Genomic DNA, 22537 nt, shown 5'->3' on the forward strand with positions numbered 1-22537 from the left:
GCTGGGACGGAAAGCAGCACATTAGAGTCGCAATGTGACTTAGGTGGTAAAAAAATCAACCTGGTTCCAGAGGAGATAATAAATAAATCGTCTCAATAATCTCCAATGTTATTGAATCTGATTGAGAAAAGTGAAAAGTGGCAGGTTATTGCTGCAAAGGGTCAAATATCGCGCCGGTATGACGGCACGACGGGCTTAACTCACAGCGTTATTCTTTGCCTTATTCAGCATCGCCCGTAGTCCGGCGACACGGCTTTGTCCGGTTTGCATACGTTGCTCCGGGCTGACCACCTTACGTTCAGTTTCCCATTGCAGGTCGTCCTGCGGCAGCTCCAGTAAAAAACGGCTCGGCTCAGGCCGCACCAGCTCACCATACTGCCGACGTTCCCGGCACAGCGTAAACGTCAACTCCTTTTGCGCCCGCGTAATTCCTACGTAGGCCAGACGGCGTTCTTCTTCAACATTATTCTCATCAATGCTGCTCTGATGCGGCAGTAAACCTTCCTCCATCCCCACAAGGTACACGTAGGGGAACTCAAGGCCTTTCGACGCATGAAGCGTCATGAGCTGCACCTGATCCGCGTCTTCATCACTTTCACCCCGCTCCATCATGTCGCGCAAAGTGAAGCGCGTAACGACCTGCGTCAGCGTCATCGGTTCATCAATATCGCTGCCCTCTAACATCTCCGTCATCCACTGAAACAGCGTGTTAACGTTCTTCATGCGCATTTCAGCGGCCTTCGGGCTGGTTGAGGTTTCAAACAGCCAGCTTTCATAATCAATGCCGCAAATAAGATCACGCACGGCGTTCACCGGCTCTCGCTCTGCCAGAGCGGCAATTTCACGCAGCCAGCCCGTGAAGCGCTGGAGCGATTCGAGACCGCGTCCGGTCAGGGTTTGCTGCAACCCGAAATCAAAACTGGCGCTGAACAGACTGTTATTACGCTGTCGCGCCCATTCACCCAATTTTTGTAACGTCGCGGGACCAATCTCCCGCTTCGGCGTGTTAACAATGCGCATAAACGCACTGTCATCATTCTCATTGGTAAGGACACGTAGGTAAGCCAGTAAATCTTTGATTTCTGGTCGTGAGAAGAAAGAAGAGCCACCTGAGATGCGGTATGGAATGCGGTTTTGCATCAGCATTTTTTCAAACACGCGCGACTGGTGATTACCACGATAAAGAATGGCGTAATCTTTGTACTGCGTTTTATTGATAAAGTGATGAGCGATAAGCTCTCCCGTAACCCGCCCAGCTTCATGCTCTTCATGATTGGCCGTCACCACTTTCAGTTCCGCGCCATAGCCCAACGTGGAGAACAGCCGCTTTTCAAATACGTGAGGATTATTGGCAATCAAAATATTGGCCGCTTTCAGAATACGTTCCGATGAGCGGTAATTTTGCTCCAGCTTGATCACCTGCAATGCAGGGAAATCCTCTTTCAACAGCACCAGATTCTGGGGTCTGGCACCGCGCCAGGAGTAGATAGACTGGTCGTCATCGCCGACAACGGTAAATCTGGCTCGTGTTCCAACCAGCAGCTTAACCAGTTCATACTGGCTGGTATTGGTATCCTGATACTCATCCACCAGCAGATAACGAATGCACTGCTGCCAGCGCTCACGCGCTTCTTCGTTGCGTTGAAATAGCAGGGTGGGTAGCAGGATAAGATCGTCGAAATCCAGCACATTGCAGGATTTCAGATGCCGATCGTAAAGGCCATAACAGTGTGCAAAGATCTTATCGCGTTCAGAGCTAACCGAGGCCGCCGCGCGCGACGGGTCCATCAGATCGTTTTTCCAGTTTCCAATGGTCGAAATAAGCTGCTGAAGAAGATTTTTGTCGTTTTCCAGCCACGGCTCGGTCAGCTCTTTCAACAACGCCAGCTGATCCTGATCGTCAAACAGTGAGAAATTCGACTTCATTCCCAGCGCCGCATACTCTTTTTTGACAATCTCCAGCCCCAGCGTGTGGAATGTGGAAATCATCAGACCACGGGCTTCTTTACGCCCAAGGGTCTGCGCCACGCGCTCTTTCATCTCACGCGAAGCCTTATTGGTAAAGGTCACCGCAGCAATATGGCGCGCCTGATAGCCACATTCGCGAATAAGATAAGCAATTTTGTTGGTAATGACGCGCGTTTTGCCTGAGCCCGCACCGGCCAGCACCAGACAAGGACCGGTAACAAATTCAACGGCATGTTGCTGACCAGGATTAAGACGCATAAAGGATTCGCTCGGTGAAATGACAGGGGGAAAGAAATAACAGCGTGCTAGTATAGCCAGCAGCATCCATACGACTCAAGGTGGCACTGTTGCAAATTTCTTGATGCTGTACCTTTTGTATTACAGAAATGCCTTAAATTTCAAAAACCCTGCTCACCAGACGCATCTCGCCCAGAGGATGGCCGTAGTAAAAGTTTTCCGCCTGTCCTTTACGCAATGCCCGCATGACTTCAATCCCCCTGATGGTGGCATATGCCGTTTTCATGGATTTAAATCCCAGCGTGGCGCCGATTATCCGTTTCAGTTTGCCGTGATCGCATTCAATGACGTTATTCCGGTACTTAATCTGCCGGTGTTCAACATCAGGCGGACACCGGCCTTCCCGCTTCAGTAACGCCAGGGCGCGACTATAGGTGGGGGTTTTATCGGTGTTGATGAGGCGGGGGCTCTGCCAGCCTTTCACGTTGTTCAGAATCTTTCCCAGAAACCGGTATGCCGCTTTGCTGTTACGGCGCGGGGAAAGATAAAAATCGATGGTGCGGCCTTTGCTGTCAACAGCACGGTACAGGTATGCCCATCGGCCGTTAACTCTGATATACGTTTCATCAAGATGCCAGGAGCAGAACCCTGAAGGGTTACGCCAGTACCAGCGCAGCCGCTTTTCCATTTCAGGCGCATAACGCTGAACCCAGCGGTAAATCGTGGAGTGATCAACGTTGACACCGCGCTCGGCCAGCATTTCCTGCAGCTCACGATAGCTGATGCCGTATTTACAGTACCAGCGCACTGCCCACAGGATGATGTCACGCTGAAAATGCCGGCCTTTGAATGGATTCATGTGCTGCTCCGTCAGCAAAAGGTGACGATGAGTTTATCACCTCCAGATTTTTGCAACAGTGCCGGTTTTTTTACCATGCGAATGATTCTTCTCTGATCATGGTGACCACTTCATCCTCTACCCACTACCTATAAATATTTTCTGTTTAATAGTGAATAGAAATCATTCGTACGCATTTGTAAGCGTCGGTCGATAATCTCTTTATCATTTTTTGTTGCAGAGTAATATTCATTATAAATATCACGAAAATCTATTGGGAATAATCTTTCGCTTTCTTTGTCGTACAGCATATTACCTGTATTAAGATCGTAATGGATTATACCTAATTCATTCAGTTCACATATCAACCTCAAATAAAGACTCTCTAGGTTATCAGGAATATCTGCCGTATCAATTTCACTAAGAGGAGTTCCAGGCACATGTAGCATTCGGAGGTATACATCACCGCCATGCCGTATGACAACTGATGCATCATCGCCATAAAAAGCATTAAAAAGGTCAGATTCTTTCCTTGCCATTTCCAGTACTTCATGGTAATGGTTACCAGCAAGATCATACTTTTTGTATAAAGCGGATGAATCATTCACATCTTCAAATACTTCTGCTGTAGAACCCTCCCCTATTAACTTACCTAGAATGGGCTCTGTTACTATGTCAGTATGAGAATTATGATTCTCATATAGAAAAGGTGTTTGAATAATGGTGGAGGTTATTTTCATTACAGACCTTGGTTGCGCAATTTAAACATCCAGGAGATTTTCACATGATTTACGTGTCAAAAGATAAATTTCACTTAATCACTAAATGTGAAAAAGCTTTATTAAATGAATTTGCTTCTGCTTTTCGAGCCGCCAGCCCCTCAATAATAGGGGAATCACCGCGAGGCATAGGCATAACAAAACTACTACCATTATTATTTGTAACTTTGAGAATCTTACCGCCCAAAAAAGATGAAAAAAAAGGGTTTATTTGACGTGGCTTTTCAAGCTTGAGCGTTTTTTCAATTTCCACCAAGCGAGAATGTGAATTATATGTTATGCTTTTCATATACCTATACCTCATTGATTAAATATTAAAAATATCTTTAACATGATACAACTATATTTACAGACGTTGCGCGTAAAGCCTCGCCCAATCGGGCTGGGATATAAGCGCGGTAACTGCGTAACATTATTTGACCTTTATCAATGTGACTTACAAATTTCGGCGTATTTTGTAAGTACATGAAACACGCATACAAATACAGATTCTATCCGACCCCCGATCAGGTTGAGCTTTTAGCTCAAACATTCGGCTGCGTGCGTTTCGTCTACAATTTGATCCTCCGCTGGCGCACTGATGCGTACTATGACCGCCAGGAGAAGATCGGCTATCCACAAGCCGATAAGCGCCTGACAGCAATCAAAGCCATGCCAGATCATGGTTAGGTAATGTTTCCGCCGTGCCGCTCCAGCAAGCGATCCGCCATCAACAAACCGCTTTTGCCAACTTCTTTGCAGGTCGGGCGAAATATCCGACATTCAAAAGCAAGCGCCATAAACAGGCGGCTACCTTCATGAATACGGCATTTAAATACAAAGACAGCTGTTTGTACATGGCAAAGAGCAAAACGCCTTTAGACGTGCGCTGGAGTCGCCCTTTACCGTCCGTGCCATCCTCCATCACCATTAGCAAAGATGCCGCCGGGCGCTACTTCGTTTCGTGCCTCTGCGAGTTTGAACCTGTATCACTGCCGATCTCCGCTAAAACGGTCGGCATTGATGTAGGTTTAAAAGATTTGTTCGTCACCGATACCGGATTCAAAACAGGCAATCCCCGCCACACCGCTAAATATGCGAAACGTCTTGCACTGCTACAGCGCCGTTTGAGCAAGAAACAAAAAGGCTCAAGGAATCGCGCCAAAGCACGCTTGAAGGTCGCCCGGCTCCACGCGAAAATCGCCGATTGCCGCATGGATAACCTGCACAAGCTGTCCCGCAAACTAATTAACGAAAACCAAGTCGTTTGCATCGAATCCCTAAAAGTGAAGAACATGATCCGCAACCTGAAACTATCCAAAGCGATAACAGACGCGAGCTGGGGCGAATTCGTGCGCCAGCTTGAATACAAGGGTGAATGGGCGGGGCGATCCGTGGTCGCAATTGACCAGTTTTTCCCGTCCTCAAAACGCTGTAGCTGTTGCGGCTATACCATTTCAAAAATGGCGCTTAACGTTCGTTCGTGGATCTGTCCTTAATGTGGGGCTAACCACGATCGTGACGTAAACGCCGCGAAGAATATAAAAGTGGTCGGGCTGACCGCGTTAGCCCACGGAGCGACTGTAAATCCTAAAGCTTCTTAATGTGGCTTAGGTAGGTTGCGATGAAGTGGGAATACTCGCCGTTTACGGCGGGGAGCAGTCAAATGGGGGTATATAAGATGCTCATTCAGATAAAGCATACATCGCTCGCCGCAGCCGAACGACCGAGCGTAGCGAGTTAGTGAGCGAGGAAGCGGAAGAGAGCTATTGCTAAACCAGGAACCGGACACACTCGGCTTAAATTTTTGCTCTAAAAATCATTATATAGGAGGGTTTCACCAGCGTTTGTATGCCATGCAACTTGCACAAACCCGTAACTAGGACTATAGTAATTTTTACGGCAACATGGATGCATTGAGTGTCATGGGAATTTATTTAACACCTGAATTTGAGACAGAGCGGCTAAGGCTATTTTTTCTGGTCTGCCGGGTGATCCACTTGGAAAATTCACCTTTAAAAAGCGCCTCGGCTTGCCCGGAGTAGGAGCCAGAGATGGAGCACGATCAATCGTTTTTTTCAATGATGGCGACAACATCTTCTTTTTTGATATGTATCTGAAAAGTGGGCTTTCAAAAAAGAAAGGAAAAGAGCTTGAAGATGATGAAATTGATGCTTACTGCAATATCGCAAAAGATTTTATCTCAATGAGTCCGGCAACTATAAATAAGCTTCTGTCTGATAAAGAACTGATCGAGGTAAATTGTGATGACTGAACGTCTGAAACGCATTCAAGGTATGGCTGAACGCTATAACAAACTAGGCGTGGTAAAAGATGAAACCGTAGCTGCAATTGATGCAGCGGTCGCAGCCCGTAATATCCCGGCGATCCGAGTTATGACCGGAAGCCAGATAAAGGAAGTCCGCACTCGCTACAACATGTCGCAAGCCGCATTAGCTATAACAACCGGCATGTCTGTAGAAAGCGTCTCCAAATGGGAGCGAAACGAAAGCAAACCGAATAAGGCTGCTCTGCGGATCATCAACATCATCGATGCTAAAGGGCCACAGGTGTTCATGGCATAGCGATGTCTATTTCATCAAAGAAAGCCGCTCAGCGGCTTTTTTAGGCACTGTTGCAAAAATCTGGAGGTGATAAACTCATCGTCACCTTTTGCTGACGGAGCAGCACATGAATCCATTCAAAGGACGGCATTTTCAGCGTGACATCATCCTGTGGGCAGTGCGCTGGTACTGTAAATACGGCATCAGCTATCGTGAGCTGCAGGAAATGCTGGCCGAGCGCGGTGTCAACGTTGATCACTCCACGATTTACCGCTGGGTTCAGCGTTATGCGCCTGATAATGGAAAAGCGGCTGCGCTGGTACTGGCGTAACCCTTCAGGGTTCTGCTCCTGGCATCTTGATGAAACGTATATCAGAGTTAACGGCCGATGGGCATACCTGTACCGTGCTGTTGACAGCAAAGGCCGCACCATCGATTTTTATCTTTCCCCGCGCCGTAACAGCAAAGCGGCATACCGGTTTCTGGGAAAGATTCTGAACAACGTGAAAGGCTGGCAGAGCCCCCGCCTCATCAACACCGATAAAACCCCCACCTATAGTCGCGCCCTGGCGTTACTGAAGCGGGAAGGCCGGTGTCCGCCTGATGTTGAACACCGGCAGATTAAGTACCGGAATAACGTCATTGAATGCGATCACGGCAAACTGAAACGGATAATCGGCGCCACGCTGGGATTTAAATCCATGAAAACGGCATATGCCACCATCAGGGGGATTGAAGTCATGCGGGCATTGCGTAAAGGACAGGCGGAAAACTTTTACTACGGCCATCCTCTGGGCGAGATGCGTCTGGTGAGCAGGGTTTTTGAAATTTAAGGCATTTCTGTAATACAAAAGGTACAGCATCAAGAAATTTGCAACAGTGCCGGCTAAACTACCTGCAAGGGTACGAAATGTTTTAATGTTAATTAAAGGGGCGCGATTGCCCCTTTTTTTAATGGAACGATAACGGGAAACCATCTGTTAACTACAGTTTAACAGTATTGCCGTGTGGTAATATACTGACCATTGTCAGGAGGGGAGATAATGATCGAGATAAAACGGACGCCGGAAGTTGAAAAATGGCTCAAGTCTTTGAAAGACAGAACGGCAAAAGCAAAAATATTAATGCGACTTGAACGGATGGAGGACGGGAATTTTGGAGATGTAGAGCCTATTGGTGATGGCTTATCTGAATTGAGAGTTCATCAGGGTAAAGGCTACCGTGTGTATTTTGGGAACAAAAATAATAAAATTATTCTCTTGCTTTGCGGTGGAGATAAAAGCACACAGCAGGCAGATATCAGAAAGGCAAAACAATTAGCCAAACAGTGGGGTTTTTAATATGAAAGAAGAACTTAAAAAATTTGATGTTGTTGAATTTCTTGAAGATGAAGAAGATATTCAGGAATATCTTAATGCTGCAATTGAAGAAGATGATACAAAATACCTTTTTAAAGCATTAGGTAACATAGCCAGAGCAAGAAACATGAGTCAGCTATCTAAAGAAGTTGGCATGTCCAGAGAGGGAATTTACAAGGCGTTATCCGGTGAAGGGAATCCATCATTCCAGACTGTTTCTAAAATCACAAAAGCGCTAGGCTTAAAACTTCACTTCACAGGGGCGTAACAGCCCCTTTTTTTATGCCCTGTAAAGGGCATGGGAGGCGCAACGCGCCGGAAGCCCCGCAGCGAAGCGAGGACTAAAAAAGCGTTACGGCGTTAGCCGTGACAATCCCCTACCCTGCCAGGCGTTTTTTTTGCAGATCTGCCGCGATGCTGTAGCTTCCGGTCGAAGACAAAAGGCCGCCAAAGCGTCGCTTTATATGTATTAGTCGCGACTTGATCTGACACTGGACCTTGAAAGGTTGAGAGTTACCGGTTTTGATATGGGTGTCTAATCCTTAAACAAAACGCGAGGTAACTCTCATGATTCATACTAACAATCCCATCATCAAACACAAAGCCGGCCTGCTCAATCTCGCCGAAGAACTCGGTAACGTATCAAAAGCCTGCAAGATCATGGGCGTGTCACGCGACACGTTTTACCGTTATCAGGAACTGGCTGCTGAAGGCGGCATCGATGCGCTGATTAACCAGAACCGCCGCGTCCCCAACCTGAAGAACCGCGCCGACGAAGCCACTGAACGCGCTGTTGTTGAATATGCCGTTGAGTTCCCGGCCCACGGGCAACACCGGACCAGTAATGAGCTGCGTAAAAAAGGCGTGTTTATCTCCGGTAGCGGCGTGCGCTCCATCTGGCAACGGCACGACCTGGAGAACTTCCGTAAACGCCTGAAGGCACTTGAGGAAAAGGTCGCCAGAGAAGGCATCGTGCTTACCGACGCTCAAATCGCAGCGCTGGAGAAGAAGGCCCACGATGACGAGGCCAGCGGAGAAATCGAAACTGCTCACCCGGGTTATCTCGGGTCGCAGGACACCTTCTACGTGGGCAATCTGAAAGGTGTGGGTCGTATCTACCAGCAGACGTTCGTGGATACGTACTCGAAAGTGGCACACTGCAAGCTGTATACGAGTAAAACGCCGATCACCGCCGCAGACCTGCTCAATGATCGCGTACTGCCGTTCTACGAGGCTCAGGGACTGCCGATGCTGAGGATCCTGACCGACAGGGGAACGGAGTACTGTGGTAAGGTGGAGCAGCATGATTACCAGCTGTATCTGGCCATCAACGATATCGACCATACAAAAACGAAGGCGATGTCTCCGCAGACGAACGGCATCTGCGAGCGCTTCCATAAAACTATTTTGCAGGATTTTTATCAGGTTACGTTCCGTAAGAAGTTATACGAAGACCTGGAGAGCCTGCAAACGGATCTGGACAACGGGTTGTGGCATTACAATAATGAGCGAACTCATCAGGGAAAAATGTGCTGCGGGCGTACGCCAATGGCCACGTTACTTGATGGTAAACGAGTCTGGGCAGAAAAAAATCTGAACCAGATGTAATCTGACAGACACCTGTATAAATAACCGGTAACTGTCAGATCAGGTCTGAGCTAGTACACTTTATAAGGACGAACCGACAAGAAGAAAAAGCACCCCAACGACAAATATGATGCCCATTACGGCGATCCAGCCTGCGAACCAGCACCCTACACCTGCGAGCAACAAAGCCCATCCAACACAGTCTAAGTACGCAGCTATATTTACAGACGTTGCGCTTATATCCTCGCCCAATCGGGCGGGGATATAAGCGCGGTAACTGCGTAACATTATTTGACCTTTATCAATGTGACTTACAAATTTCGGCGTATTTTGTAAGTACATGAAACGCGCATACAAATACAGATTCTATCCGACCCCCGATCAGGTTGAGCTTTTAGCTCAAACATTCGGCTGCGTGCGTTTCGTCTACAACTTGATCCTCCGCTGGCGCACTGATGCGTACTATGACCGCCAGGAGAAGATCGGCTATCCACAAGCCGATAAGCGCCTGACAGCAATCAAAGCCATGCCAGATCATGGTTAGGTAATGTTTCCGCCGTGCCGCTCCAGCAAGCGATCCGCCATCAACAAACCGCTTTTGCCAACTTCTTTGCAGGTCGGGCGAAATATCCGACATTCAAAAGCAAGCGCCATAAACAGGCGGCTACCTTCATGAATTCGGCGTTTAAATACAAAGACAGCTGTTTGTACATGGCAAAGAGCAAAACGCCTTTAGACGTGCGCTGGAGTCGCCCTTTACCGTCCGTGCCATCCTCCATCACCATTAGCAAAGATGCCGTCGGGCGCTACTTCGTTTCGTGCCTCTGCGAGTTTGAACCTGTATCACTGCCGATCTCCGCTAAAACGGTCGGCATTGATGTAGGTTTAAAAGATTTGTTCGTCACCGATACCGGATTCAAAACAGGCAATCCCCGCCACACCGCTAAATATGCGAAACGTCTTGCACTGCTACAGCGCCGTTTGAGCAAGAAACAAAAAGGCTCAAGGAATCGCGCCAAAGCACGCTTGAAGGTCGCCCGGCTCCACGCGAAAATCGCCGATTGCCGCATGGATAACCTGCACAAGCTGTCCCGCAAACTAATTAACGAAAACCAAGTCGTTTGCGTCGAATCCCTAAAAGTGAAGAACATGATCCGCAACCCGAAACTATCCAAAGCGATAACAGACGCGAGCTGGGGCGAATTCGTGCGCCAGCTTGAATACAAGGGTGAATGGGCGGGGCGATCCGTGGTCGCAATTGACCAGTTTTTCCCGTCCTCAAAACGCTGTAGCTGTTGCGGCTATACCATTTCAAAAATGGCGCTTAACGTTCGTTCGTGGATCTGTCCTGAATGTGGGGCTAACCACGATCGTGACGTAAACGCCGCGAAGAATATAAAAGCGGTCGGGCTGACCGCGTTAGCCCACGGAGCGACTGTAAATCCTAAAGCTTCTTAATGTGGCTTAGGTAGGTTGCGATGAAGTGGGAATACTCGCCGTTTACGGCGGGGAGCAGTCAACAGTCGAAATTATCTTTCTCAGTCCAGATGGTTGGAACTGTGGCGCGAGGTAACCGGACAGCCTGAAATAACACAGGTGGATGTTCGCCGGATAAAGGCGCGTGAGCATATTGATATGGATACCGGAGAGGTGACAGAGAACCCGATAGCGAGTGCAGCCGCTGAAGTTGGGAAATACGCCACCAAGCCATCTGACTACGTGACGAAAAAGGGAAAGGATTTTTATGTTGCTAATGGTTCTGTCGTTAATCTTCTTGCACATGCGCTGAAGGGTAAGCGGCTGATAGGCTGGGGCGGTGAACTGGATAAAATCAGGAAGCGACTGGAACTGGCAGATGCAGAAGGCCGGAATGTTGACTTGGTGGATACGGGCGGTGAATCGGAACAGATACGCGCAATGTCGCACTGGATTTATCGCTGGGTGCCGGGCCTGAAAAATTATGTGAACTAGAATTGAGTTATAATTCTTTTTATACATTAAGTTGTTAAATGACATAAATTAAATGGAATGAGGTTTAACATGTTGGAGCCAAAGGAAGGTCTGCTTACATTTAGGGCTGAAGGTAATAATATTCCAAAAAGCATATTTTATAGTAGGGAAATACATTGGCCCGGCATTATACATTATTGTTATAAAGATAACTCAGGTGTTACTATTGGCCGCGGTTATGATTTAGGCAGAAGATCAAAAGGGGAGGTTTTTCATGCAATGTTATCTTCCGGTATTACAAAGAAACAGGCTGAAAAAATATCTGAAGGCGCTGGATTAACTGGATGTACTGCCTCTGATTTCGTTAAAAAAAATAAAGATGATATTGGTGAAATAACCGAAACACAGCAATTAATATTATTTGAAGAAGTGTATCGAGATTATTTAATTGATTCGATACGTTTTTATAATAAATACAAGAAGAATGACTCTGTAATATGGGATAAACTAGATTATAGATTGCGTGAAGTCTTTGTTGATATGAAATATCAAGGGAATATGTTTGCTGAAACTGTGAAATATTTTGAGGGTAATGATATAAGCACAGTAGTGAGATTAATCAACAGTAGACCTCTTTTAAAAAAATACGAACCAGGAAGGAAAAGGCTTCTTTTCCTTATGAATGGAAAACAAAAATGACTAAATTTATTTTTATCCTTACATCTGTTTTGTTTTCACCATTTTGTTTTTCTCATATTGACGAGGAACATAGTAATTTCTCTTTTCATGGATCTGTATATACGGTTTATATTGCTAGCAATTGTGATGATGTTTCAGTCTGTGATGATGTCACTGGTAGTTTTTATGATAAAAAAAACAAAAAGGATTTTGTTATTAAACATGGTAAAACAATAAATATCGGTTATGGCTCTAACTTAAGAGGTTTTGTTTTTACAGATAAAAACACTGAATTTACCTTTCGTCAGCCAAGTGATGGTAATGGGGACGATTTAAGTAAATGGATTCTTACTTTAAGCAAAATACCCTCACAGGGGTATTTTACTGAGGTTGGATATGTTGAATTTTTAAGCCCTGTCAGGTTTAAATGATTTTCCGGTTATTACATTATTTATCTGGAATATAAAAACAACACTAGAGTCGTGGCAAAAATTTGGGAAAAAAGCGTTACTTATGATCCGAAAAGATCCACTTTCCGGCCCTGTTTTTGCCCTTATGCCCTTTTGGGCATGTAAGGCGATGACACGAAACGGAAAGGAAACGATGATCGGGAATCGCCGGAACTGCTAAGGTGCAGAGAGCAGATACCCCCCTTCCTTGTATGTGGGTTCTGAAGCCCAATCGTACGGAAAGGTACGCTAAGTACATTTTTCGCACTATCACTAGTCACTCATACCATTCAGTAGTTGTAGCGGCTCAAAATTACAGACGTTGCGCGTAAAGCCTCGCCCAATCGGGAGGGGATATAAGCGCGGTAACTGCGTAACATTATTTGACCTTTATCAATGTAACTTACAAATTTCGGCGTATTTTGTAAGTACATGAAGCGCGCATACAAAGGCACTGTTGCAAAAATCTGGAGGTGATAAACTCATCGTCACCTTTTGCTGACGGAGCAGCACATGAATCCATTCAAAGGACGGCATTTTCAGCGTGACATCATCCTGTGGGCAGTGCGCTGGTACTGTAAATACGGCATCAGCTATCGTGAGCTGCAGGAAATGCTGGCCGAGCGCGGTGTCAACGTTGATCACTCCACGATTTACCGCTGGGTTCAGCGTTATGCGCCTGAAATGGAAAAGCGGCTGCGCTGGTACTGGCGTAACCCTTCAGGGTTCTGCTCCTGGCATCTTGATGAAACGTATATCAGAGTTAACGGCCGATGGGCATACCTGTACCGTGCTGTTGACAGCAAAGGCCGCACCATCGATTTTTATCTTTCCCCGCGCCGTAACAGCAAAGCGGCATACCGTTTTCTGGGAAAGATTCTGAACAACGTGAAAGGCTGGCAGAGCCCCCGCCTCATCAACACCGATAAAACCCCCACCTATAGTCGCGCCCTGGCGTTACTGAAGCGGGAAGGCCGGTGTCCGCCTGATGTTGAACACCGGCAGATTAAGTACCGGAATAACGTCATTGAATGCGATCACGGCAAACTGAAACGGATAATCGGCGCCACGCTGGGATTTAAATCCATGAAAACGGCATATGCCACCATCAGGGGGATTGAAGTCATGCGGGCATTGCGTAAAGGACAGGCGGAAAACTTTTACTACGGCCATCCTCTGGGCGAGATGCGTCTGGTGAGCAGGGTTTTTGAAATTTAAGGCATTTCTGTAATACAAAAGGTACAGCATCAAGAAATTTGCAACAGTGCCCGATCAGCAGATCCTCGCGGGCCGGAGTCCACATCGGTGCAACAAACAGTTTTTGTTTCGGGGCAGACTTAAACCCGGCCTCTTTCAAACGCTGCCAGGTTTCATCATCAAGGCGATGCAGCGCATACAGACGCAACTTGTTATCATCCGGGGAATAGGTCGCCGTGTAGCTTTGTGCGTTAAGATCGTTACAGAGAGCCTCGCTACTGTCTCCGGCTGATTCTGATGTGTTGATGATATCGTTCTGTGTATGCATGTTCATGTCCCTTAATAGGTTGTTTTTTGCTTTTAAAAACCATCACCCGTTGAGTTGTCGGGGCCGCGGTCTTGACGTTTTGCGGGAACCTGCCTGATGCTCCCTGTGATTGTTACCTTCACCCGTTTGAGAGCCGTTCGCCGCACTGGGCGTGAAAGAGCGCGCCCCCTGAGCCTGTCCAGGGCGAGCCTGCGAGTGCATTTACCCTGGACAGAGTCAGAAAAGGGGTGTGCTTTTCTCAGCCCGGTGAACGCATCAGACGGGTGAAAAGCACAAGGGATGGGCAGGGGCACGAGGCAACGAGGGCGCGCGCGGGCGCGAAACGTCGTTGCGCCTCAGCGGCACCGGAACGGGGCCAGTGAGATGCGCCAGCCTGCGGCTGGCTGCGGGGGTTGCGTCATGCGATGGAAACCCGTCGGCCCGGAACGTCCCTGGTCTTTTCCGGGCCAGGGCAGAGACGCGAAGCGGCTCTGTACATAGCATGACAGCGTGGTGCCCCAACGGGGCAGACGCCCGGTGAGAAAAAAAGGTTATTCTGGTAAAGGGCTACAGAGAGAAAAGAAGACGTCAGAAAAGGAATCACAGGAAAAGCCTGAGAGAGGAGAACAACTGGCGGCAGGATAATAAAAGCACACGTGAGGAAAATGCGGGTGCGTCAGCACCGGCATTCCCTGGCCCGTAAGGGCCGTGATTTCCTGCTGTGTCCTGTTGTAAAGATATCCAGACCAAGGCCAGCCATAAAACAGATTAAGGGGATTTTATCCTGATCTGCGTTAACCGCCTTAACCAGGACTCACCGGGAAGTTCAGCGGGGGTCAATAAGGTCAATCACCATTGAAATAATTTCGTCCATGATATGTGGAGCTACCCTGGCGGCATAACTGGCCTTTCGTGCGGTCAGGTCGAGCGAGCGAAGCTGATAGCAGAGCGCCACGCCCGTCACCCTGCCATTGTCGGTGCTGTTACCGTCAAGACACACGGTGACGGCCTGTGAACGGGCGGCCCCGCCGCCGCTGGTGACGGGAATACAGACCGCCGTACCCAGTGCGGCGACCAGCTCACGTGGGGAAATGACCAGGTAGTAATGTGGCCCCCTGAATTCGCGGCCCTCTACGGGGTCACCGTTAACGTGCCAGATTTCACCTTTCTGCGGCACCCTGCGCGTCACCATCAGATAGCTTCCTTGCCCTGAGCGGGATCATGCAGCCCGTCGGCTATGGCCTCGTTAAACTCACAGATTTCGCCTTGATCAATTCCGGCAAGCAGCTGTGCGACCGTTTTCCTTCCCCGCGCCACGCGCCCGGCAGGCCGGATGCTGACAGCGTCGCCGTCTGCGGCCACGTCAAGCAGCGTGCCGACGCTCCAGCCAGCCCTGGCAGCGATGTCGCCGGGAATGGTCAGGACGACCGCGCCGCCCTGTTTCCTGAGTTTTGTCTGTGTCATGAACCTGCCTCTGGTGTGACATTAGTTACACCTAATGTATCACAGTGTGACACAAAGTCACACTTTTATTCCTGTCCTTTGTCCGGTAACAGGTCAGGAAGTGCCAGCCGGTCAGCCCAGCGCCGGGCGTGGTTTGATTCCTTTGCTGCACAGCGGATTTCCCACATCATGCGCCATAACGGTTGTCCTTTGATTGCGTCCGGATCAATGGCCCTGCCCGTTGGAAATCGGCCCAGCCAGGCCAGCACGCAGTCTGACAGGTCATTCGCGTCCGTTACCCGGTGCTGCCAGTGGCTGTACCAACGGCTTACCGTAGAGGGGGTGTGAAAGGCCAGATCGATTTGGGCCTGTGCCTGCAGGTTCTGATAGCGCCTGCGTTTTTGCTGGCGCGTGCGCACGTCACGGGCATCCCTTTTCTGTATCCGCATCAACAACTCTCCGTCACGCCGCTCCATCATGCGGTGTAGACCGCCGGGAACAACAGGCTGGCCGTGTCTGAGGGCAGCGGCAGAGGGCATATTTCGCCCCGCGAGGCGATCAGCACGTCAAGCGCCTTACGCCACACACTCATTGGCGGGGCTGAACGGCTGGAGGGAACGTACAACGGGACCACCCTCCGCAGGTGGCCAGCGCGGACGGTTTTGCAGCCACAGAGATGACGCAGAAAGGCGTGGGCATAGGCGGACTCACCAACGGTCCCCCTGCTCAGGCTGCGTGCTTCCACCTCTGCCGTTGCCAGGGCAATTGCGCTGGCATAAGGGCAGTGAGGCACCAGAGCGAGGTGGCGAGGTATAACGTTGCCGTGGGTCTTCATATGTCATCTCCCGTGAGTGTGTCCATAATGTGTCGCACGTTGTAACCTTCGCCGTCCATTACAGCAGCAAGGCTCAGTGCAGCACTGAAGGTTTCCGGTTCAAAGCGCGGGCGGCTGCGTATACATGTCAGTCTGAAACCGTCCGATGACATCATCAACAACAGCCAGCGGTCGCTGATTTCGCCGGGGCTGCACAGTGCCATGCGAAAACGTCCGTATGCAGGTGCAAAGCGCACCTGCACCGGAAACAGGCCGCTGTATAAACCGTTCATCATCCATGTAGCGGGAAGCGCGACCGCTGCCATGACTGCATGGGTAAGCCCACGCCGGTATTCAGCCCCCGCTTCGCGGCAGGCTTCAAACTCGTCTGGCTGCATTCGTGCCAGGCACTCTCTGCTGTATTGCATTTTCATCGTGACTTTTCCGGGTCATTTCATCGTATTGCCGCCCCTGCGGGGCGGCACAGCGATATCAGGCAGCATCGGATTCAGAAGGGTCATGGATGTCGGCTTCAGCCGACGGCCCTGAGCGCATCCAGACAGGCACCCAGCGGGTATCTGCCAGAACACGCTGTGCATGTTCTGCCGCATCTCCCTTCTTCATTTTCGCGGCGTCACAGGCCGCGTCCGTCATCCCTGCGTCTTTAAGGGCACTGTTGCAAATTTCTTGATGCTGTACCTTTTGTATTACAGAAATGCCTTAAATTTCAAAAACCCTGCTCACCAGACGCATCTCGCCCAGAGGATGGCCGTAGTAAAAGTTTTCCGCCTGTCCTTTACGCAATGCCCGCATGACTTCAATCCCCCTGATGGTGGCATATGCCGTTTTCATGGATTTAAATCCCAGCGTGGCGCCGATTATCCGTTTCAGTTTGCCGTGATCGCATTCAATGACGTTATTCCGGTACTTAATCTGCCGGTGTTCAACATCAGGCGGACACCGGCCTTCCCGCTTCAGTAACGCCAGGGCGCGACTATAGGTGGGGGTTTTATCGGTGTTGATGAGGCGGGGGCTCTGCCAGCCTTTCACGTTGTTCAGAATCTTTCCCAGAAAACGGTATGCCGCTTTGCTGTTACGGCGCGGGGAAAGATAAAAATCGATGGTGCGGCCTTTGCTGTCAACAGCACGGTACAGGTATGCCCATCGGCCGTTAACTCTGATATACGTTTCATCAAGATGCCAGGAGCAGAACCCTGAAGGGTTACGCCAGTACCAGCGCAGCCGCTTTTCCATTTCAGGCGCATAACGCTGAACCCAGCGGTAAATCGTGGAGTGATCAACGTTGACACCGCGCTCGGCCAGCATTTCCTGCAGCTCACGATAGCTGATGCCGTATTTACAGTACCAGCGCACTGCCCACAGGATGATGTCACGCTGAAAATGCCGGCCTTTGAATGGATTCATGTGCTGCTCCGTCAGCAAAAGGTGACGATGAGTTTATCACCTCCAGATTTTTGCAACAGTGCCCTCATCGCTGAAACAACCATGTTCATCGTGAAAACGATTAAGAGCTTCCAGCGCTTCGTTGTTTTCCTCCTGCCATTTTTTCGCTTCATACTGGCGTAGTTCAGCGTCAAAGGCTGCGGTCAGAGTGGCACTGAGGTTAATTCCAGCCTCGCGCGCACGGCTGAGTAAGGCACGTTCTACGGTCATAGTAACGCTTTGCGTTGATCGTTGTGTTGTTGACATAAATACCTCGCGTCAAATGCCGTGTAACAAACACGGCTCATTAGACGTAGCATAACACCAAAATGCAATGTAGCGGAAAAATATGGGCTTCCGGCGTAGCTTTCGCGTTTAGCGTGAGTTTTCGTTCCACTGAGGAACGGGGATTTATGTGCGTCAGCGCATGTAAGGCGGCAGGATGAAATGACAGGTAGCACTGAGGATTATCCGCCGATACCAATGAGGGATCGAAAGGGATCGCCTATCCATCCCTTACCCTGCAAAGCCATAACCCACTAAAAGCGGCTCAGGGGCTTCTGTGCGCGGTCGGAGTGGTCACCGCAGTTGGGGCGTATCTCCGCGTTAGCGGGTCGTGAGAGCCGCTTACGAGCGTGTAAGCAAAACGTTCAGCGATATTTGCTGACGCATCCGGCGTGGCCGGATTTGTCCAATCCCTCGAGGGATTCCGATCTGAATGCCCCGCGCTTTAGCGTGAGGAGCTACTTCTGAGGCGCTTGCGCCGATGCTGTTCGGTTATCCACTTTTTAAAGGGGATAACAGTAATGTTTTTTATTTATTGGTTTATCTTTTAATACGTAAGCAATTAAAAGATAAACAAAAAGAGTAATTTCGCCATCTCGTTTGCACTTCATTATCACTTACCCACAAGCTATACAGCAGTTGTGGACGGCTACGCCGGAACCGCCGAAAAATCCGCCATTCAAAAAGGGAGGCTGGTTTGGATTTCGGAAATTATTGTACGTTAAGGCTGTTTTTTGTACTGCGGCTTGATGGTTAGGAGATTGAATCGCTTCTTTTGATATCGCCTGACCATGAAAAATGACACTGTCTACTCCATTGCTGCTGCTGACCTGTGTGGGTCTTGATATAAAAATGCCATCTTCGCTGTATTTTCAACCTGAAACCCATTTTTGTGGCGTGTTCACCCGCCACGGCTCCGGAAAAATGCAACCGGCCTTTACAGAGGATGCACTGATACGGATCTGTGCCCAGGAAGCCTTTCATCAGTACCGCGAACCCGGGGCGTTTAGGTTTTTCCCGTACCGTCATCTCCAGCGCTTCGTAAACCTTTGGCAGCAGCGTGCCCCGCTTTCGGTTGGCCAGAAAGCCGGAGTAGCGCACCATCTTAAAATGCCGCGCCGGAATGTGGCTGATATAGCGCCCGATCATCTCTTCCTGACTCAGCGTCTGGCGTTTATGTTTTCCCGTGCGGTGATCGAGGTAGTGGTGGACTACCGCGCCTCCGCCGTAGTGTCGCAGACGGGAAGCCGACACCGGCGGGCGCTTCAGGTAGCGGCCGAGGTATTTCACGCTGTGCCAGGCTCCCCGGGTCTTCTTCGCGAAGTGTACCTTCCAGTGTCGGCCATATTGTGCCTTCAGGTAACGCCGCCACTGGCGCTCATCGCGGATGTGGCCCAGACCCGGCACCATGCCGGGCATGATCCGGGCGTAGCTGTCGCGCAGCAGTCGGATAACAGCACCACGCCAGATTTCCTCAACGGCCTTCTTTTTAAAGAAGAGGCTGCGCCAGACGCGGTGCTTAACGTCGAGACCGCCCCGCATGACGGAGACGTGGATATGCGGATGCTGATTGAGCTGGCGACCATAGGAATGCAGGGCGCAGAATATGCCGACCTCAATGCCCTGTGTACGTGCCCACTTCAGCATGGCGCGGGTGGCGCAGCGGAACAGGTCGTTGAGCAGCGGCCTGTTATAGTTAAAGAACGGCCAGAGCAGGTGTGGCATAGTAAAAGTGATTTGTTGCCATTCGCAGTCGGGCAGAATGTGCTGCTGCTCAGCAATCCACTGCCCAGTGGACTTCATGCCGCAGGCGCTGCATGCCTTTGACTTGCAGCTCTGGCAGAAGAAGCGGAAGTGGGTACAGCCCGGCGAGGCACAGCAGTAGCGGCGAACGCCCATTGCGCAGGTTCCACAGGCGAGCATGCGCTCAACACAGAGGCGGGTCCACTGGCTGACGCTGTCACCGTGCTTCCCGAGGTAGTAGTTCCAGCCGTCATAGACGGTGAACAGGAGTTTGGCGGGACGCGGGATATACATGATGCTGAGTATAAAGCGGTGCTCCGGCCATGCAAAGCATCGGAACGGCGAAGCCGTGACGCTCGCCCTGTAAGGGCGCTACGTTCTACTCTTTTATGACGACTTTATTTTAATGCCGTGATACTAAGAAATAAATTGCTGAACACAGAATAAAGCAGGTAATTACAGTAAGAATTGAATAAAAAAGAGAAGATTTTCTTTTTTTCACCGATGATGAAAAGGGGACTGATTCTCCTTTATTCTTCTTTCTCGGGATATAAATATACCCTTTTCCGGGAATGGTTTTAATGCAGTTATTCATATTAACTGCGGCTAAATTTCGGCGTATTTTATAGATGAGTTGAGTCAGGTTTGCATCATCGATCGTTTCGGCGCGGTTTTCCCAAATAGAATTGATTAGTTCTTTTTTGGTAAGTTCAATATGTGGGTGTCTGAGGAAATAACTAATTAGCTTTTTTTCTTTCTCCCCGATGGGTAACTTGATGCTTTTATTTGTTAAGTAATTATCCTCTTCTGAGAGAAAAATGTTATTGCCTATCTCAATATTTTCACTCATTTCTTCACCTTATTGATATTTTAGTTATCAAATTGTAACAAAAATTCAGTGTTTACTATGTGAAAAACAGATATAACTAAAGCTATGATAACCATCAGGAAAATAACAGAGATATCGTATTTTATTTGAGTGCTCTGTGTTTTATATTTATTAATAGTATAGATAAAATATATCATTTTTACCTCTGTAGGGTGTGTTAATTATTGCAGGCCTGATCGTAAAAAATACCATTTTTAATTATAATGCACTGTTTAATGTGTGTTTTTTAATGTTTGGTTTATGACAGATTGATGTTTATTACTCAAACTAACGCGTTGACTAAATAGCTGCACGGAATAGTACTGCACTTTTTTAAGTCTTTGTGGGAAAAGGAATTGGTGCTGTTACCTCTGCTAAGTGGCGCTGGCGCGTAGCTGTCGCATGTCAATAAATGTCAAGTGTAGTGATATTAGATGTGGCTATTTAGTGCCATTTTTATTTGTGAGGTTTTTTAATTAACAGGCTGCTATAGGTTGTTATTGTCATTTTAAAGAATTATTTATAATATTTTTTATTTCTCTGTGATTATTCTTTGTTACTGATTAGATGTATTACGGATTGTATGTGAAATTAAATATGTCATCAAAAATCATTTATTAATGATTAATTTACACAAGAAAATATGAAGAATCATAATGAGCAAATTAATACAAAAAGACACTTATACAGAACAATCCTATGCAATGGATGGATTTGATCCTGCTAACAATACCTCTGAATACAGTTACACATCTGGTCGCGTAATAAAGCGCGTGTAGGTCGTGACGCAGACTTGCTGAACACGTATGCTTTGCGCTTTGGATGTAACATATGGCTAAAGTTGATGTCGTCTGCCCTCAGTGCAATGAAACTCATGCTGTACGATGTAACGGACATTCAGCATCCGGTGCCCAACGTTACATCTGCAAGCATTGTTCAAAGACCTTTCAGCTCAACTTTAGCTACTCCGGTGCCAAACCAGACACACACCAGACCATTGTTAATATGGCCATGAATGGTTCCGGATGTCGCGATACCGCACGAGTTCTCGGTATCGTAAAAAAATTTCGCCAAAGCAGGTAGCTGAGAATATCGACCCCGAAACGGAGGTTGTTATCTGCTGTGAAGCCGGCGAACAATGGTCTTACGTGCGGTGTAAAAGCAATCCCCGGTGGTTGTTCTATGCTTATGACCGTATCCGCAAACGTGCTCTGGCCCACGTCTTCGGCCCGAGAAATGCCCCGACCCTGCGACGATTGCTGGCCCTGTTAAGCAAATTTAACATTGCCTTTTATATGACAGATGCGTGGCCGGTTTATAAAGTTCTGTTAAGTGCAACAAGCCACGTGGTGAGCAAGAAATATATCCAACGGACAGAACGGCATAATCTTAATCTTCGCACACATATCAAACGACTGACCCGCAGAACAATTTGCTTTTCGAAGTCAGAGGAAATGCATGATAGGATCATCGGTTGGTATCTTACTCTTCATCATTATCAATAAATCTGCGTCACTACCCTTTTTCCTGCAGATAAAAATCCTCTTTTAAATATCGATACTGACCCGACGTGAACCAGAATTTCTGTTTAGTTTAAAAACAACCTAAAAAAATAAATCGGACATGCATTTAATCGCGCAATGATCATTATCAGGCTATGAAAAGCGACCGGTCTGACAGACGCAATCGATTGCGAAAAATTACCGAATTCTCTACCAAATCAAAAGTTATAGGTTAGGATAGTCGACGTTACCTTTATCCATTATTTGGAATTGAATAATGCAAAATTCTGCTCTACTACAGCGAATCTTTAAATAAAAAGAACATGGCACGACGGTCCGCACTGAAATCATTGCGGGTTTTACCACTTTCCTGACCATGGTCTATATCGTTTTTGTTAATCCTCAGATTCTGGGCGTTGCCGGAATGAACACCCAGGCGGTGTTTGTCACGACCTGCCTGATTGCCGCTGGCGGCAGTATTCTGATGGGTCTGGTGGCCAACCTTCCCGGCCGCTGTCGAGAGATCAGCCCTTGTGTGGTGTTGGTGG

The 22537-nt window shown here is 48.4% G+C and carries 20 protein-coding genes and 8 pseudogenes; 14 read left to right on the plus strand and 14 right to left on the minus strand.

Features of this window, described 5'->3' with window-relative positions; genetic code table 11:
• Positions 1 to 195: 195 nt before the first annotated feature.
• The 4 genes from rep to LU633_RS25025 form a co-directional block, all read right to left on the minus strand.
• Positions 196 to 2226: a DNA helicase Rep gene (gene rep, locus LU633_RS25010; protein ID WP_016192351.1), complete on the minus strand. Its 2031-nt coding sequence runs from the start codon at positions 2224 to 2226 to the stop codon at positions 196 to 198.
• Positions 2227 to 2359: 133 nt separating this feature from the next.
• Positions 2360 to 3064: an IS6 family transposase gene (locus tag LU633_RS25015; RefSeq protein ID WP_046371935.1), complete on the minus strand. Its 705-nt coding sequence runs from the start codon at positions 3062 to 3064 to the stop codon at positions 2360 to 2362.
• A 128-nt stretch (positions 3065 to 3192) separates the two neighbouring features.
• Positions 3193 to 3783, minus strand: a complete 591-nt coding sequence (locus tag LU633_RS25020; RefSeq protein WP_016192352.1) for an OspG family effector kinase — start codon at positions 3781 to 3783, stop codon at positions 3193 to 3195.
• Between the two features lie 70 nt (positions 3784 to 3853).
• Entirely contained in the window at positions 3854 to 4111 is a 258-nt protein-coding gene (locus tag LU633_RS25025; RefSeq protein ID WP_016192353.1) for a hypothetical protein, read from the minus strand.
• Positions 4112 to 4287: 176 nt separating this feature from the next.
• On the opposite strand from LU633_RS25025, the pseudogene LU633_RS25030 reads away from it, so the two are divergent.
• The 12 genes and pseudogenes from LU633_RS25030 (at position 4288) to LU633_RS25085 (ending at position 13605) form a co-directional block, all read left to right on the plus strand.
• Positions 4288 to 5405, plus strand: a pseudogene (locus LU633_RS25030) (RNA-guided endonuclease InsQ/TnpB family protein).
• A 380-nt stretch (positions 5406 to 5785) separates the two neighbouring features.
• Positions 5786 to 6076, plus strand: coding sequence for a type II toxin-antitoxin system RelE/ParE family toxin (locus tag LU633_RS25035; RefSeq protein WP_232426910.1), 291 nt, complete (start codon positions 5786 to 5788; stop codon positions 6074 to 6076).
• Positions 6069 to 6386 (plus strand): helix-turn-helix domain-containing protein, encoded by a 318-nt coding sequence (locus LU633_RS25040; protein WP_016192357.1) that lies wholly within the window; start codon positions 6069 to 6071, stop codon positions 6384 to 6386. The genes LU633_RS25035 and LU633_RS25040 overlap by 8 nt, the downstream gene beginning before the upstream one ends.
• 106 nt (positions 6387 to 6492) lie before the next feature.
• Positions 6493 to 7198: pseudogene (locus tag LU633_RS25045) on the plus strand (IS6 family transposase).
• Positions 7199 to 7408: 210 nt separating this feature from the next.
• Positions 7409 to 7705 carry a type II toxin-antitoxin system RelE/ParE family toxin gene (locus LU633_RS25050; protein WP_016192358.1) on the plus strand — a complete coding sequence of 99 codons (297 nt, stop codon included), beginning with the start codon at positions 7409 to 7411 and terminating at the stop codon, positions 7703 to 7705.
• A 1-nt stretch (position 7706) separates the two neighbouring features.
• Positions 7707 to 7991, plus strand: coding sequence for an addiction module antidote protein (locus tag LU633_RS25055; protein WP_013583077.1), 285 nt, complete (start codon positions 7707 to 7709; stop codon positions 7989 to 7991).
• A 299-nt stretch (positions 7992 to 8290) separates the two neighbouring features.
• On the plus strand, positions 8291 to 9331 hold the full coding sequence (locus LU633_RS25060; protein WP_046371791.1) for an IS481 family transposase: 1041 nt from the start codon (positions 8291 to 8293) through the stop codon (positions 9329 to 9331).
• 319 nt (positions 9332 to 9650) lie between these two features.
• A pseudogene (locus tag LU633_RS25065) lies at positions 9651 to 10768 on the plus strand (RNA-guided endonuclease InsQ/TnpB family protein).
• Positions 10769 to 10861: 93 nt separating this feature from the next.
• Positions 10862 to 11281: a protein rep gene (locus LU633_RS25070; protein WP_016192361.1), complete on the plus strand. Its 420-nt coding sequence runs from the start codon at positions 10862 to 10864 to the stop codon at positions 11279 to 11281.
• Positions 11282 to 11350: 69 nt separating this feature from the next.
• Positions 11351 to 11959 (plus strand): pesticin C-terminus-like muramidase, encoded by a 609-nt coding sequence (locus tag LU633_RS25075; protein WP_016192362.1) that lies wholly within the window; start codon positions 11351 to 11353, stop codon positions 11957 to 11959.
• Positions 11956 to 12369 (plus strand): hypothetical protein, encoded by a 414-nt coding sequence (locus tag LU633_RS25080; protein ID WP_016192363.1) that lies wholly within the window; start codon positions 11956 to 11958, stop codon positions 12367 to 12369. The genes LU633_RS25075 and LU633_RS25080 overlap by 4 nt, the downstream gene beginning before the upstream one ends.
• A 531-nt stretch (positions 12370 to 12900) precedes the next feature.
• Entirely contained in the window at positions 12901 to 13605 is a 705-nt protein-coding gene (locus tag LU633_RS25085; protein WP_046371935.1) for an IS6 family transposase, read from the plus strand.
• A gap of 52 nt (positions 13606 to 13657) precedes the next feature.
• On the opposite strand, the pseudogene LU633_RS25090 reads toward LU633_RS25085, so the two are convergent.
• From LU633_RS25090 to LU633_RS25135, 10 genes and pseudogenes are all read right to left on the minus strand, one after another.
• Positions 13658 to 13912 (minus strand): annotated as a pseudogene (locus LU633_RS25090) (hypothetical protein); the annotation flags it as partial.
• An 805-nt stretch (positions 13913 to 14717) separates the two neighbouring features.
• A complete protein-coding gene (locus tag LU633_RS25095) occupies positions 14718 to 15083 on the minus strand; it encodes a type II toxin-antitoxin system PemK/MazF family toxin (protein ID WP_016192365.1) in 366 nt (121 codons plus the stop codon).
• Positions 15083 to 15355 (minus strand): AbrB/MazE/SpoVT family DNA-binding domain-containing protein, encoded by a 273-nt coding sequence (locus LU633_RS25100; RefSeq protein ID WP_016192366.1) that lies wholly within the window; start codon positions 15353 to 15355, stop codon positions 15083 to 15085. Before LU633_RS25100 ends, LU633_RS25095 begins: the two co-directional genes overlap by 1 nt.
• A gap of 65 nt (positions 15356 to 15420) precedes the next feature.
• Positions 15421 to 16169, minus strand: a pseudogene (locus LU633_RS25105) (plasmid SOS inhibition protein A).
• Complete coding sequence (gene psiB, locus LU633_RS25110) at positions 16166 to 16582, minus strand: conjugation system SOS inhibitor PsiB (RefSeq protein WP_016192369.1); 417 nt, start codon at positions 16580 to 16582, stop codon at positions 16166 to 16168. The pseudogene LU633_RS25105 and the gene psiB overlap by 4 nt, the downstream one beginning before the upstream one ends.
• Before the next feature lie 58 nt (positions 16583 to 16640).
• On the minus strand, positions 16641 to 16802 hold the full coding sequence (locus tag LU633_RS25115) for a hypothetical protein (protein ID WP_157275261.1): 162 nt from the start codon (positions 16800 to 16802) through the stop codon (positions 16641 to 16643).
• Positions 16803 to 16868: 66 nt separating this feature from the next.
• Complete coding sequence (locus LU633_RS25120) at positions 16869 to 17573, minus strand: IS6 family transposase (protein ID WP_046371935.1); 705 nt, start codon at positions 17571 to 17573, stop codon at positions 16869 to 16871.
• 36 nt (positions 17574 to 17609) lie between these two features.
• Complete coding sequence (locus LU633_RS25125; RefSeq protein WP_046372103.1) at positions 17610 to 17858, minus strand: type II toxin-antitoxin system CcdA family antitoxin; 249 nt, start codon at positions 17856 to 17858, stop codon at positions 17610 to 17612.
• Positions 17859 to 18761: 903 nt separating this feature from the next.
• Positions 18762 to 19913: pseudogene (locus LU633_RS25130) on the minus strand (IS91 family transposase); the annotation flags it as partial.
• A gap of 109 nt (positions 19914 to 20022) precedes the next feature.
• Entirely contained in the window at positions 20023 to 20469 is a 447-nt protein-coding gene (locus tag LU633_RS25135; protein ID WP_016192372.1) for a winged helix-turn-helix domain-containing protein, read from the minus strand.
• Positions 20470 to 21318: 849 nt separating this feature from the next.
• Between LU633_RS25135 and LU633_RS25140 the strand changes: the two are divergent.
• Both LU633_RS25140 and LU633_RS25145 read left to right on the plus strand, forming a co-directional pair.
• A pseudogene (locus LU633_RS25140) lies at positions 21319 to 21992 on the plus strand (IS1 family transposase).
• 274 nt (positions 21993 to 22266) lie between these two features.
• Positions 22267 to 22497: pseudogene (locus LU633_RS25145) on the plus strand (NCS2 family permease); the annotation flags it as partial.
• Between the last annotated feature and the right edge of the window lie 40 nt (positions 22498 to 22537).

This window comes from Erwinia tracheiphila (genome assembly GCF_021365465.1).
GTDB lineage: Bacteria > Pseudomonadota > Gammaproteobacteria > Enterobacterales > Enterobacteriaceae > Erwinia > Erwinia tracheiphila.

What these genes read in the sequence shown, in the direction of transcription:
- LU633_RS25120 (WP_046371935.1), bottom strand. Translation starts at nt 17,573, where the DNA reads ATGAATCCATTCAAAGGCCGGCATTTTCAGCGTGACATCATCCTGTGG.
- LU633_RS25025 (WP_016192353.1), bottom strand. Translation starts at nt 4,111, where the DNA reads ATGAAAAGCATAACATATAATTCACATTCTCGCTTGGTGGAAATTGAA.
- LU633_RS25115 (WP_157275261.1), bottom strand. Translation starts at nt 16,802, where the DNA reads ATGACGGACGCGGCCTGTGACGCCGCGAAAATGAAGAAGGGAGATGCG.
- LU633_RS25100 (WP_016192366.1), bottom strand. Translation starts at nt 15,355, where the DNA reads ATGACACAGACAAAACTCAGGAAACAGGGCGGCGCGGTCGTCCTGACC.
- LU633_RS25050 (WP_016192358.1), top strand. Translation starts at nt 7,409, where the DNA reads ATGATCGAGATAAAACGGACGCCGGAAGTTGAAAAATGGCTCAAGTCT.
- LU633_RS25125 (WP_046372103.1), bottom strand. Translation starts at nt 17,858, where the DNA reads ATGTCAACAACACAACGATCAACGCAAAGCGTTACTATGACCGTAGAA.
- LU633_RS25085 (WP_046371935.1), top strand. Translation starts at nt 12,901, where the DNA reads ATGAATCCATTCAAAGGACGGCATTTTCAGCGTGACATCATCCTGTGG.
- psiB (WP_016192369.1), bottom strand. Translation starts at nt 16,582, where the DNA reads ATGAAAATGCAATACAGCAGAGAGTGCCTGGCACGAATGCAGCCAGAC.
- LU633_RS25040 (WP_016192357.1), top strand. Translation starts at nt 6,069, where the DNA reads ATGACTGAACGTCTGAAACGCATTCAAGGTATGGCTGAACGCTATAAC.
- LU633_RS25060 (WP_046371791.1), top strand. Translation starts at nt 8,291, where the DNA reads ATGATTCATACTAACAATCCCATCATCAAACACAAAGCCGGCCTGCTC.
- LU633_RS25015 (WP_046371935.1), bottom strand. Translation starts at nt 3,064, where the DNA reads ATGAATCCATTCAAAGGCCGGCATTTTCAGCGTGACATCATCCTGTGG.
- rep (WP_016192351.1), bottom strand. Translation starts at nt 2,226, where the DNA reads ATGCGTCTTAATCCTGGTCAGCAACATGCCGTTGAATTTGTTACCGGT.
- LU633_RS25055 (WP_013583077.1), top strand. Translation starts at nt 7,707, where the DNA reads ATGAAAGAAGAACTTAAAAAATTTGATGTTGTTGAATTTCTTGAAGAT.
- LU633_RS25075 (WP_016192362.1), top strand. Translation starts at nt 11,351, where the DNA reads ATGTTGGAGCCAAAGGAAGGTCTGCTTACATTTAGGGCTGAAGGTAAT.
- LU633_RS25095 (WP_016192365.1), bottom strand. Translation starts at nt 15,083, where the DNA reads ATGGTGACGCGCAGGGTGCCGCAGAAAGGTGAAATCTGGCACGTTAAC.
- LU633_RS25135 (WP_016192372.1), bottom strand. Translation starts at nt 20,469, where the DNA reads ATGAGTGAAAATATTGAGATAGGCAATAACATTTTTCTCTCAGAAGAG.
- LU633_RS25020 (WP_016192352.1), bottom strand. Translation starts at nt 3,783, where the DNA reads ATGAAAATAACCTCCACCATTATTCAAACACCTTTTCTATATGAGAAT.
- LU633_RS25080 (WP_016192363.1), top strand. Translation starts at nt 11,956, where the DNA reads ATGACTAAATTTATTTTTATCCTTACATCTGTTTTGTTTTCACCATTT.